Below are 12335 nucleotides of genomic sequence, written 5' to 3'. Positions count from 1 at the left end.
ATGCTAGCGAACCCGACGCTTCGTCATGAACCGATCTCCTGGTAGGCCGCGAACAGCAGGCTCTGGTCGGGCCCCTGCAGCACCGTCGGCCTGCCGATGTCGTCGAGGACGATGAAGCGCAGCAGGCCGGCACGCGCCTTCTTGTCGCGCTGCATCGTGGCCAGCAGGGTGTTCCAGCGACCGAGGGGGTACGACACGGGAAGGGTCAGCGACTCGAGGATGCGACGGTGACGGTCGACCGCCTCGTCGGACAACCGGCCCGTCAGGCGGGCGAGCTCGGCGGCGTAGACCATCCCGACCGACACCGCGGCGCCGTGACGCCACTGGTAGCGCTCGGCGTGCTCGACGGCGTGGCCGAGGGTGTGACCGTAGTTGAGGATCTCGCGCAGGCCCTGCTCGGTGAGGTCCTCGCCCACGACGCGCGCCTTGACGCCGACCGCGAGCTCGACGACCCGGCGGAACTCGGCGGTCGTCGGGTCGGTCGCGCGGTCGACGTCGGCCTCGACGATGTCGAGGATCTCGGGCTCGGCGATGAAGCCGACCTTGACGACCTCGGCGAAGCCGGCCAGGATCTCGTTCTTCGACAGGGTGTCGAGGTGGTCGAGGTCGGCGAGCACCGCCGCGGGCGGGTGGAAGACGCCGACGAGGTTCTTGCCCTCGGCCGTGTTCACGCCGGTCTTGCCGCCGACGCTCGCGTCGACCAGTCCGAGCACGCTCGTCGGCATCTGGACGAGCGGCACGCCGCGCAACCACGTGCCGGCGACGAAGCCGGCCAGGTCGGTGATCGCACCGCCGCCGAGGCCGATCACCGCGTCGGTCCGCGTGAAGTCGGCCTGGCCGAGCACCTGCCAGCAGAAGGCGGCGACCTCGATGCGCTTGGCGTCCTCGGCGTCGGGCACCTCGGCGATGAGGGCCTCGTAGCCCGCCGCCACCAACGAGTCGCGCACCTCGCCGGCCTTCCGACCGAGCGTGGGTGCGTGGACGATCAGGACCTTCTTGGTCTGGGGGTGCAGCACTCCCGGCAGACGGTCCGTCAGGCCCCGCCCGATCAGGACGTCGTAGGGGGCGTCTCCTGCGACGTGGATGGTCGTGGTGTCGGTGTCGTCGGTCATGCGGTGCTTCTCTCGGAGTCGAGCCAGGTCTCGATGTCGTCCACGACGGTCGAGACGGGGCGGTGGGACGTGTCGAACACGACGGAGGCGAGCGACCGGTAGACGGGGTCGCGTTCGTCGGCGATGGCGCGCCAGGCGTCGACGCCGCCCCGCTGCAGCAGGGGTCGCGAACCTCCGGCGAGCCTCGACTCCACAGCCTCGGCCGTCACCGTCAGCAGCACGACGGGCAGACCGGACAAGGAGGCGCGGGTGCGGTGGTCGAGCACGGCTCCCCCGCCCAGCGACACCACCCCGACGCCGGCCAGCGCCTCGACGACGGCCGCGTGTTCGAGCTCCCTGAAGTGCGCCTCGCCGTGACGCTCGAACAGCTCGGCGATGGCCCCGTGGCGCCGGACGACGAGGCGGTCGCTGTCGACGAAGGGCACGTCGAGGCGACGGGAGAGCTTCTTGCCGATGCTCGTCTTGCCGGCTCCCATCGGCCCGATCAGGACGACCGGGCCCGCGTTCGTCACTCGGCGGCGGACGCCGGCTGAGTCCGCAGGTTCTCGGGGATGGCCTCGAGGTAGCCCCGGAGGTTGCGCGCGGTCTCGCCGAGCGAGTCGCCGCCGAACTTCTCGAGGACGGAGTTCGCCAGCACGAGCGCGACCATCGACTCGGCGACGACGCCCGCCGCGGGGACCGCGCAGACGTCGGATCGCTGGTGGTGGGCCTTGCTCTCCTCACCGCTCGTCACGTCGACCGTGGCCAACGCCCGCGGGACGGTCGCGATGGGCTTCATGCCGGCGCGGACGCGCAGCACGGTGCCCGTGCTCATGCCGCCCTCGGTGCCGCCGGCCCGGTCGGTGTCGCGTGAGATGACCCCGCCCTGACGGTGCAGTTCGTCGTGGGCCACCGACCCGCGCCTCCTGGTGGTCTCGAAGCCGTCACCGACCTCGACGCCCTTGATCGCCTGGATGCCCATCAGCGCGGCGGCCAGCTGCGAGTCGAGGCGACGGTCCCACTGGACGTGCGAGCCGAGCCCGGGCGGGACGCCGTAGGCGAGGACCTCGACGACGCCGCCGAGGGTGTCGCCGTCCTTCTTGGCCGACTCGACCTCGTCGACCATGAGGGCGCTCGTCGCCGGGTCGAAGCAGCGCAACGCGTCGTCGTCGAGACGGTCGACGTCGGACGGCACGGGCACGGGACTGCCGTCGGGCACGCGGACGGGACCGATGGACAGGGTGTGGCTGACGAGCTCGATGCCGAGCTCGGCGAGGAAGGACCGCGCCACGGCGCCGAGCGCGACCCGGGCCGCCGTCTCGCGCGCACTGGCCCGTTCAAGGATCGGCCGGGCCTCGTCGAAGTCGTACTTCTGCATGCCGACGAGGTCGGCGTGACCCGGGCGGGGCCGCGTGAGCGGCGCGCTGCGACCGCGCGACGCCTCGCTGACCTCGACGGGCTCGGGGTTCATCACCTCGACCCATTTCGGCCACTCGGTGTTGCCGATGCGCAGCGCGACCGGGCTGCCCATCGTCAGGCCGTGGCGGACGCCGCCCGAGATGTTCAGCTCGTCCTGCTCGAACTTCATGCGGGACCCGCGGCCGTAGCCGAGCTTGCGGCGGGCGAGGTCGGCACGGATCGCGTCGAGGGAGACCGGCACCCCGGCCGGCAGTCCCTCGAGGACGGCGACGAGCTCGGGCCCGTGAGATTCTCCAGCGGTCAACCAACGAAGCATGGTGACGATCTTCCCACAGAGCGGGGGCCCGACCGACCGGGTGACGGTCGGCCGGGCCCCCGGGTGGGTGACCGTGACCCGGTCGCCCGGACGCCCCTTCCCCGGGGCTACTGGTACTCGGGGTGGTCGCGCATCCACGCCTGCCACTGCTTCACCGCGGCCTCGTGCTCGGCGAAGGTGGTCGAGAACGCCGTCTCGCCCGTGTCGAGGTTCACGGTGACGAAGTAGAGCCAAGTGCCGTCGGCCGGGTGGAGGGCGGCGTTCAGGGCGAGGTCGCCGGGGTTCGAGATCGGGCCGACCGGCAGTCCCTCGTGGACGTACGTGTTGTAGGCGTTGTTCGCGTCACCGCGTTCTTCGTCGGTCGTCGTGACCCGGTGCGTGTTGCCCGTGCCGTAGGCGACGGTCGCGTCGGACTGCAGCAACATGCCCTGGTCGAGTCGGTTCTGGAAGACCCGGGCCACCTTCGGGTAGTCGTCCGCGAGACCGGCCTCCTTCTGGATCAACGAGGCGAACACGATGGTCTTCTGGTAGTCGGCCGGCTGTGCCCCGGCGGTCTGGAGGTGCTGGGTCATCGTCGTGACCATGTCCTGCAGGTAGTCGTGCGCAGACTTGCCCGGGTCGAGCTCGTAGGTGGCCGGGAACAACCACCCCTCGAGGCTCGTGGCCTCGGCCGGCAGTCCGAACGACGTGTAGTCGGCCGCGGCCGCCTGCACGTCGGCGACGGGGATCGAGGTCGCCGACGCCAGCAGTTCGTAGACGTCCGCGGCGACGGTCCCCTCGGGGATGACGACCTTGTTCGTGATGCGGTTGGCGCTGTCCTGCAGGGCGTCGAGCGCCGACTGTGCGCTCATCTGCTGTTGCAGCGTGTAGGTGCCCGGTTGGAAGGTCATCGTCGGGTCGGACAGCAGGATCGAGTAGGCGGCCTCGTAGCTCTGCGTGACGCCGGCGTCGGCCAGGTTCTGCGCGATGTCGGAGCCGACCTGCCCCGACACGATGGCGAAGTCGACGGCCGTGCCGTTGCCGCTGCCCGCGTAGTCGGCGGGCTCGTCGTCACCCGTGAACTTCGCGATGAGGGGCTGGACCTGCCCCCAGGCCGCCGCGACCCCGGCGGTGCCGCCGGCGAGGACGAGCACCAGGACGGCAGCGAGGACGATCGGCCCCTTCTTCGACCGGTGGGGGCGCGGTTCGCGCTCCGGTCGGCCCCGACCACGTCGCCCACCGCCGTCGGACGGCGGCACGACCACGGGCTCGTCCCGGTGCTCGCGTTCCCGTTCGCGTTCACGCTGCTCACGCCGGGACAGGGCCGGCGCCTCCTGATGCGTGCTGCGCCGCAACGGTGCACCGTCGTCACGTCCGGAGGTCGGGGCGGGGCGGTCGTTCTGGGGCTGCGACGAGAAGATCTCGTCCCAATCGGGTTCGTCGGCCACGAATCACAGTCTTTCGTCGGTGGCGGCTGCGGCGTCGTCGCCGCCCGTCTCTGGGGTCGCGTCGACCGTCCGCCCGGGCGGTCGACCGCTCGAGCGCTCGAGGTCGAGCGCGTGCTGCACGATGATAACAGCGGCCACTTGGTCGATCACGGACCGTTGTGACCTGCCCTTGCGGCCGGAGGCACGGAGGGCACCCTGCGCGCTGACCGTCGACAACCGCTCGTCCACCAGTCGGACGGGCACGGACACGGCGCGCGCGATCGTCCGGGCGAAGTCCCTGGCGTCCTGGGTCGACGCCGTGTCGCGGCCCGAGAGGGCGATGGGCAGCCCGACGATCACCTCCAGGGCGTCCAGCTCGACGACGAGGTCGCGGACGGCCCCGACGTCGGCCACGCCGTCCGTGGTGCGGGCCAGCGTCTCGACCGGGGTGGCGATCAGACCGTCGGGGTCGGTGCGGGCGACGCCGACCCGGGCCTTGCCCACGTCGATGCCGATGCGGACGCCGCGACGCATCTCGGTGCTCAGGCCCGCAACTCGGCGACGATGCCGGCCAGGGCCGCGGGGATCGACGAGACGTCGGATCCGCCGCCCTGCGCGAGGTCGTCCTTGCCGCCGCCGCCGCCGCCGAGGGCCGAGGCGGCCCCCTTCGCGAGACGCCCGGCCTTCACGCCGGCGCGACGGGCTCCGTCGGTCGTCGCGACGATCACGGCGGGCTTGCCGGACACGTCGGCGGCCAGGGCGACCACCGCGGCCGTCGACGAGCCCAGTCGTTCGCGGACCGACAGTGCCAGCGATCGCAGGTCGTCCGTCGACCCGAGGGCTCCGACCGATTCGGCGACGACCGTCAGGTCGCCCACCGTGGTCGCCGTCTCGGCCAACGCCGGGACGCGCGTGGCCAGACGGGCCGACTCGAACTCGGCGATCTTCTTCTCGGCTGCACGGAGGCTCGCGACCAGGTCACCGACGCGGTCGGCCACCTGGTCGCGCGGGGTCTTGAGCGAGGACGTCAGCTGCGAGACGATGGCTCGCTCGGCGGCGAAGTCGCGGAACGCGTCCGCGCCCACGAGCGACTCGACCCGTCGGTTGGTGGAACCCACCGAGCTCTCGCTGACGAGGTTGATCAGGCCGACCTGGGCGCTCGTCGACACGTGGGTGCCGGCACACAGCTCGCGTGACCAGGGCCCGCCGATGTCGACCATGCGGACGGTCTCGCCGTACTTCTCGCCGAACAGCGCCATCGCGCCCAGGGCGCGGGCCTCGTCGAGGGGCATCTCGCGCGTCACGACCTGCAGGTCGTCTCGGATCGCGCCGTTGGCGATCTCCTCGATCTCGGAGCGCGTCTCGGCGCTGAGCGCCTGGTTCCAGTTGAAGTCCAGGCGCATGTAGCCCGCCTTGTTGTACGAGCCGGCCTGGTGCGCCTCGGGACCGAGGACCTCGCGGAGTGCCGCGTGGATCAGGTGCGTCGCCGAGTGCGCCTGCGTCGCACCCCGCCGGTAGGCCGGGTCGACGACGCTGGTCGCCGCGTCACCCACGCCCACCTCGCCGGAGGTCACCTGGACGCGGTGACTGATGAGGCCCTTCACGGGCTTCTGGACGTCCAGCACCTCGAGGTCGAAGCCCGTGCCGACGATGCGTCCCGAGTCGGCCTCTTGTCCGCCGGACTCGGCGTAGAGCGACGTCTCGGCGAGGACGACCTCGGCGATGTCTCCCGCCACGGCCCGGTCGACCCCGACGCCGCCGACGATGAGGCCGAGGACCCGGGTCTCGGTGTCGAGCTCGTCGTAGCCGGTGAAGACGGTCTCGCCCTGGGCGCGGAAGGCACTGTAGACGCTGAGGTCGGCGAGGGCGACCTTGCGTGACTTGGCGTCGGCCTTGGCGCGGGCGCGCTGCTCGGACATGAGCCGGTCGAAGGCCTCGCGGTCGACCGTGAGGCCGTTCTCCTCGGCGATCTCGAGCGTGAGGTCGATCGGGAACCCGAACGTGTCGTGCAGCAGGAACGCGGTGTCGCCCTGCAGCCGGGGGGTCGCCCCGGTGGCGGCGCGCTGCTTGGTGTCGTCGACGGCGATGTCGAGGATGTCCGTGCCCGCGGCCAGGGTGCGCAGGAAGGTCTCCTCCTCGGCGTAGGCCAGGCGCGAGATGCGCTCGTAGTCGCCCTCGACCTCGGGATAGGCGGCCTTCATGGCGTCACGGGAGGCGGGGAAGAGCTCGGGGAAGGTGGCTCCCTCGACGCCGAGCAGGCGCATGGACCGCACGGTGCGGCGCAGGAGGCGACGCAGGATGTACCCGCGGCCCTCGTTCGACGGCCGCACGCCGTCGGACAGCAGCATGAGCGAGCTGCGGACGTGGTCGGCGATCACCCGCATGCGGACGTCGTCGTCGTGGACGGCGCCGTAACGGCGGCCGGACAGGTCGGCGGCCTTGTCGAGCACGGGGCGCACCTGGTCGATCTCGTACATGTTGTCGACGCCCTGCTTGAGGAACGCGACCCGCTCGAGGCCCATGCCCGTGTCGATGTTCTTGTTCGGCAGCTCGCGGACGATGTCGAAGTCGACCTTCGAGCGGACGTTCTCGATCTGGTACTGCATGAACACGAGGTTCCAGATCTCGACGTAGCGGTCGTCGTCGGTCGCCGGGCCGCCGTCGACACCGTAGGCCGGGCCACGGTCGAAGAAGATCTCGGAGCAGGGCCCCGCCGGTCCGGGCTGGCCCGTGTGCCAGTAGTTGGACTCCTTGCCGAGGCGCTGGATGCGCTCGTCGGGCAGGCCGGCGACCTTCTTCCAGAGGGCGATGGCCTCGTCGTCCTCTTCGTAGACGGTGACCCAGAGGTCGTCGGGCGAGAACGCCAGCCCGCCGTCGGCCTCGCTCGAGGTCAGGAGTTCCCAGGCGTAGCCGATCGCTTCTTCCTTGAAGTAGTCGCCGAACGAGAAGTTGCCGTTCATCTGGAAGAACGTGCCGTGGCGCGGCGTCTTGCCGACCTCTTCGATGTCGTTGGTGCGGATGCACTTCTGGACGCTGGTGGCCCGCGGGAAGGGCGTCGGGACGAGCCCCGTGAGGTACGGGATGAACGGGACCATGCCGGCGACCGTGAAGAGCAGGCTCGGGTCGTCGCTGACCAGCGACGCGGACGGGACGACGGTGTGGCCCCGGTCGCCGAAGTAGTCGAGCCAACGGCGGCGGATCTCAGCGGTCTGCATGGTTCTCCCGAGGGTGGGTGGGTCGTGTGTCTGGACGAGGAGGCGCGGCTCGGCGCTCAGGACTCGTCGCGGTCGGAGCGGAGCTCGGCCTCGCGGGCCTTGTAGCCGTCGACCACGGCGGCGCGGAACGACTGCACGTTGCCGTCGAGGTCGCCGAAGAACTGCTGACCGCGGGGCGTCTTGTTGACCTGGTGCGCGACGGCGAAACCGCCGACGACACCGACGACGAGCAGGAACAGGCTCTTCACGGGGACTCCTCTGTGGCTGGGGCCGCGACGTGCGGGCGCGACGACACATCAGCTTACCGGCCCCGGGAACGCGAAAGGAGCGGGCCACGACCGTGGCCCGCTCCTGACGGGATGGTGGGTCCTAGCGCGCCGCGTAGTACTCGACGACGAGCTGGACCTCGCAGGTCACCGGGACCTCGACGCGCTTCGGGCGACGCACGAGGCGCGCCTGCAGCTTGTCGATCTCGACCTCGAGGTACCCGGGCACCTTGGGCAGGAGGTCGACGTGACCACCGGCCGCGGCGACCTGGAAGGGCTCGGTCTTCTCGCTGCGCTCTTTGACGTGGATCATCTGACCCGGCTTGACGCGGAACGAGGGGCGGTCGACGAGCTTGCCGTCGACGAGGATGTGACGGTGCACGACCATCTGGCGGGCCTGCGCGGTCGTGCGGGCGAAACCGGCGCGGAGCACGAGGGCGTCGAGACGCGTCTCGAGCAGCTCGACGAGGTTCTCACCCGTCAGGCCCGAGGCCTTGCGGGCCTCGTTGAAGACGATCTTGAGCTGGGCCTCGCGGATGCCGTACTGGGCACGCAGGCGCTGCTTCTCACGCAGTCGGACGGCGTAGTCGCTGTCGGTCTTGCGCTTCGTGCGGCCGTGCTCGCCGGGTGCGTACGGGCGCTTCTCGAGGTAACGAGCGGCCTTCGGGGTCAGTGCGATGCCGAGGGCACGCGAGAGACGGGTCTTGCTGCGGGTACGTGACTTGGTGGACACTTGTTCCTTTTTTCTTGTCGGTGGATCGTCGTGGACCGCCCCAGCGCGCGAGCGCCGGGCGGCGTAACAAGAGGGGTGAGTGCCGCGGTGGCGACCGGCTACAGGTCGTCGCACCTTGATCGGGTCGTCGTCAGCAGCCGCGCGTCGACGCCCGAGAACAGGCAACCACCCGAGCATACAGGAGGCCGGGTGCCGATGCGAGCACGGACACGGGCGGGTCGTCAGTGCCCGCGCGTTATGCGACGGAGCTTCTCGAGGCGGGCCGCGACGTCGCGCTCGTTGCCGTTGGCGGTGGGCTCGTAGTACTCGTGCCCGACGAGTTCGTCGGGCAGGTACTGCTGTTCGACCACGCCGAACTTGGAGTCGTGGGCGTAGCGGTAGCCCTTGCCGTGCCCGAGGCGTCTCGCGCCGGGGTAGTGCGCGTCGCGGAGGTGCTTGGGCACCCGGCCGGCCTTGCCCGCCCGGACGTCGGCGATCGCGGCGTCGAGGGCCGAGTAGGACCGGTTGGACTTCGGTGCGGTCGACAGGTACACGACGGCCTCGGCCATCGGGATGCGCCCCTCGGGCATGCCGATCATCTGCACCGCCGTCGCGGCCGACACCGCCACGGTCAGTGCCTGGGGATCGGCCATGCCGATGTCCTCGCCGGCGGACACGATGATCCGTCGACAGATGAAGCGGGGGTCTTCTCCCGCCTCGATCATGCGGGCGAGGTAGTGCAGTGCGGCGTCCACGTCGGAGCCCCGGATCGACTTGATGAAGGCGCTGATCACGTCGTAGTGCTCGTCGCCGTTGCGGTCGTAGCGGAGCAGCGCGCGGTCGACCGACTGGGCGACGATCTCGGACGTGATCGCGGGGCGGTCGTCGTCCGGGTCCGTGCCGTCGTACTCGGCGTCGGGGTCGAAGTCGGCGTCGCTCGCGTCGTCGGCCGAGGCGGCAGGCACCGCGTCGGCCTCGAGCTTCGTGGCCCACGCCGACTGCGCCGACGCCTCGAGCGCCGTCAGCGCCCGCCGGGCGTCACCCGAGGCCAGCCGGACGATGGTCGCCAGGGCTTCGTCGTCGAGGCGCACGGACCCGTCGAGGCCGCGCGGGTCGACCACGGCCCGCTGCACGAGCTGCGTCAGGTCGTCGTCGCTCAGCTGCTCGAGGGTCAGCAGGAGCGACCGGGAGAGGAGGGGCGTGATGACCGAGAAGGACGGGTTCTCGGTCGTCGCCGCGATCAGGATGACCCAACCGTTCTCGACGCCGGGCAACAGGGCGTCCTGCTGGGCCTTCGTGAAGCGGTGGATCTCGTCGAGGAAGAGCACCGTCGTCGTCCCGTAGAGGTCGCGGTTCGACAGGGCCTTCTCCATGACCTGGCGCACGTCCTTCACGCCGGCGGTCACGGCGGACAACTCGATGAACTGGCGACCCGAGCTGCGGGCGATCGCCTGCGCGAGGGTGGTCTTGCCCGTGCCCGGCGGGCCCCAGAGGATCACCGAGACTGCCCCCTGGTCGGCACCCGTGTCGGACGCCAGCGTGACCAGCGGTGATCCGGGCCGCAGCAGGTGTCGCTGGCCGGCGACCTCGTCGAGGGTGGTGGGACGCATGCGGACCGCGAGGGGGGTCGAGCTCTGCGGGAGCGGGCTCATGGTGACCCATGCTAGACCGGCCCTCCGATACAGTGCAGGCTGGACATCACCGAGCTGGAGGACCCGTGGCACCGAGCAAGAACCCGGACCGTGAGAACCGAGACCGGCTCCGCAGGTACACCGCTCGTCAGCAGGTGCACGCCACCCAGGTCGCCCGCCGGCGCCGCGACAACGTCCTGGCCGTCGTCGCCGTCGTGGTCGTGGTCGGCCTGGCCGCGGTGTCGCAGGTCCTCTGGTCGACGAGCGGGCCCGGCGCCCCCGAGGCCGCTCCCTCGGACTCGCCCAGCGCCTCCTCGACGCCCGCCGCAGGCGAGAACGTCGGCGACGTGCCGAGCGACACGATTGCCGAGGGACGGACCTGGACCGGACAGCTGACGCTGAACGACACCGTCGACCTCGGCATCGAGCTGGACGGTGCCCAGGCGCCCCAGGCGGCGAGCGTCGTCATCGACCTCATCCGGAAGGGCTTCTACACCGGGACGACGTGCCACCGGATGAGCAACGCCCCGACGGCGGAGTTCATCCAGTGCGGCTCGGCCAACGGCGACGGCACGGGCGACGCCGGCTTCACCTTCGGGCCGCTCGAGAACGTCCCCGCCGACGGCGTCTACCCCGCCGGGACCATCGCCATGGCCCGCAGCAGCGACCCGTACTCGCAGTCGACCCAGTTCTTCATCACGTACGGCGACACGACCCTCGACGGTTCCACCGGTGGGTACACGGTCGTCGGCCGGGTCACGAGCGGGCTCGACCAGCTCGAGGCGGACATCACCGACGCGGGCCTGACGCCCGGCACGAGCGAGACCGACGGCTCCCCCGTCGTGGCGACCACGATCACGGGTGCGACCGTCGAGTAGTCCGTCCCGGCCCGCCGTGCAATAGGCTGGGCACCCATCGCGGTGGCCCGTCCGGGTTCCGCGACGAGCACTTTCAGCAAGGGATAAAAGTGGCTACTGACGATCAGGCACCCTGGGGCCGCGTCGACGACGACGGCACGGTCTACGTCCGCGAGGCCGACGGTGAGCGCGCCGTGGGGCAGTACCCCGACGCGACGCCTGCCGAGGCTCTCGCCTACTACGAACGCAAGTTCACCGAACTCGCCGGGCAGGTGACGCTGCTCGAGCAGCGCATCAAGCGCGGCGCCTCGGCGGGTGACGTCGTCAAGACCGTCACGCACCTGCGGCAGCAGTTGGTCGAGCCCAGCGCGGTCGGTGACCTCGAGGCCCTCCGCACCCGTGTCTCGGCTCTGGACTCCACGGTGGACGAGCTCACGCAGCAGCAGAGCGCCGAGGCCCAGCAGGCCCTGACCGAGGCGGTCGCCTACCGGACGGCACTCGTCGTCGAGGCCGAGGCCCTCGCCGCCCAGGACCCCGCCCGCGTGCAGTGGAAACAGGTCACGGCGAGCATCGACGACATCTTCGCCCGGTGGCAGAAGCACCAGCAGGACGGTCCGCGCATCCCCAAGGGCGAGGGCAACGACCTCTGGAAGCGCTTCCGTGCCGCGCGCACCACGATCGACCAGCACCGCAAGGCGTTCTACGCCGAGCTGGACGCCACCCATCGCGACGCCCGCCAGCGCAAGCAGGCCCTCGTCGAGTCGGCCGAGGCCCTCGCCCCCAAGGGCGTCGACGGCATCCCCGCGTATCGCGGGCTGCTCGACGACTGGAAGCGCGCCGGCCGGGCCGGGAAGAAGTACGACGACGCTCTCTGGGCCAAGTTCAAGCGAGCCGGCGACGTCCTCTACGCGGCGAAGTCCGAGGTCGTCGCTCAAGACGCCGCCGAGTACGACGCCAACCTCGCCCAGAAGCTCGAGCTGCTGACCGAGGCCGAGCGCATCCTCACCGTGACCGACCGTGTCCCGGCCCGTGAGGCCCTGACGTCGGTGCAGCTCCGATGGGACGAGATCGGTCGGGTGCCCCGCGAGCAGGTCCGCGTCGTCGAGGACCGGCTCCGCAAGGTCGAGTCGCACGTCCGTCAGCTCGACGAACAGTTCTGGGAGAAGAACAACCCCGAGCGCCAGGCCCGCTCGCAGGGTCTCGCGAGCCAGCTCCACGACGCCATCGTCAAGCTCGAGGACGAACTCGCCACGGCCGAGGCGAGCGGTGACGCCCGACGGGTCCGCGAGGCTCGAGAAGCCCTCGACGCCCGCAAGGTCTGGTTGGACGCCCTGGGCTAGTCCCCCACCGGCACGACGGACCGCCCGACTCTCCACAGGGAGTGTCGGGCGGTTCGTCACTCGGGCCGGCGTCGGGCAGGCT

Annotated in this window: 11 protein-coding genes; 2 read left to right on the top strand and 9 right to left on the bottom strand. The window is 70.9% G+C overall.

Annotation, left to right across the window (positions count from 1 at the left end; all coding sequences use genetic code 11):
* Positions 1–23: 23 nt before the first annotated feature.
* The 9 genes from aroB to AC3CCI_RS14930 form a co-directional block, all read right to left on the bottom strand.
* Positions 24–1112 carry a 3-dehydroquinate synthase gene (gene aroB, locus AC3CCI_RS14970; RefSeq protein WP_488627660.1) on the bottom strand — a complete coding sequence of 363 codons (1089 nt, stop codon included), beginning with the start codon at positions 1110–1112 and terminating at the stop codon, positions 24–26.
* Positions 1109–1624, bottom strand: a complete 516-nt coding sequence (locus AC3CCI_RS14965) for a shikimate kinase (protein WP_488627659.1) — start codon at positions 1622–1624, stop codon at positions 1109–1111. The genes aroB and AC3CCI_RS14965 overlap by 4 nt, the downstream gene beginning before the upstream one ends.
* A complete protein-coding gene (gene aroC / locus AC3CCI_RS14960) occupies positions 1621–2826 on the bottom strand; it encodes a chorismate synthase (protein ID WP_488627658.1) in 1206 nt (401 codons plus the stop codon). Before aroC ends, AC3CCI_RS14965 begins: the two co-directional genes overlap by 4 nt.
* A 107-nt stretch (positions 2827–2933) precedes the next feature.
* The gene (gene mltG, locus AC3CCI_RS14955) at positions 2934–4253 is read right to left on the bottom strand and encodes an endolytic transglycosylase MltG (protein WP_488627657.1); all 1320 of its coding nucleotides are present in this window, start codon (positions 4251–4253) and stop codon (positions 2934–2936) included.
* 3 nt (positions 4254–4256) lie between these two features.
* Positions 4257–4766, bottom strand: a complete 510-nt coding sequence (gene ruvX, locus AC3CCI_RS14950; protein ID WP_354594251.1) for a Holliday junction resolvase RuvX — start codon at positions 4764–4766, stop codon at positions 4257–4259.
* 8 nt (positions 4767–4774) lie between these two features.
* Positions 4775–7447: an alanine--tRNA ligase gene (alaS, locus tag AC3CCI_RS14945; RefSeq protein WP_488627656.1), complete on the bottom strand. Its 2673-nt coding sequence runs from the start codon at positions 7445–7447 to the stop codon at positions 4775–4777.
* 56 nt (positions 7448–7503) lie between these two features.
* A complete protein-coding gene (locus AC3CCI_RS14940; RefSeq protein ID WP_354594253.1) occupies positions 7504–7695 on the bottom strand; it encodes a hypothetical protein in 192 nt (63 codons plus the stop codon).
* Between the two features lie 121 nt (positions 7696–7816).
* Positions 7817–8446, bottom strand: a complete 630-nt coding sequence (gene rpsD / locus AC3CCI_RS14935; protein WP_043592736.1) for a 30S ribosomal protein S4 — start codon at positions 8444–8446, stop codon at positions 7817–7819.
* A 221-nt stretch (positions 8447–8667) separates the two neighbouring features.
* Complete coding sequence (locus AC3CCI_RS14930) at positions 8668–10077, bottom strand: replication-associated recombination protein A (RefSeq protein WP_488627655.1); 1410 nt, start codon at positions 10075–10077, stop codon at positions 8668–8670.
* A gap of 65 nt (positions 10078–10142) precedes the next feature.
* Between AC3CCI_RS14930 and AC3CCI_RS14925 the strand changes: the two genes are divergently transcribed.
* Together AC3CCI_RS14925 and AC3CCI_RS14920 are read left to right on the top strand one after the other, a co-directional pair.
* Positions 10143–10934 (top strand): peptidylprolyl isomerase, encoded by a 792-nt coding sequence (locus AC3CCI_RS14925; RefSeq protein WP_354594255.1) that lies wholly within the window; start codon positions 10143–10145, stop codon positions 10932–10934.
* 89 nt (positions 10935–11023) lie between these two features.
* On the top strand, positions 11024–12253 hold the full coding sequence (locus AC3CCI_RS14920) for a DUF349 domain-containing protein (protein ID WP_354594256.1): 1230 nt from the start codon (positions 11024–11026) through the stop codon (positions 12251–12253).
* Positions 12254–12335 lie beyond the last annotated feature (82 nt).

The organism is Frigoribacterium sp. CF331 (assembly GCF_057787905.1).
The sequence above is the reverse complement of the archived record's forward strand: the minus strand, read 5'-3'. Positions and strand labels throughout refer to the sequence as shown.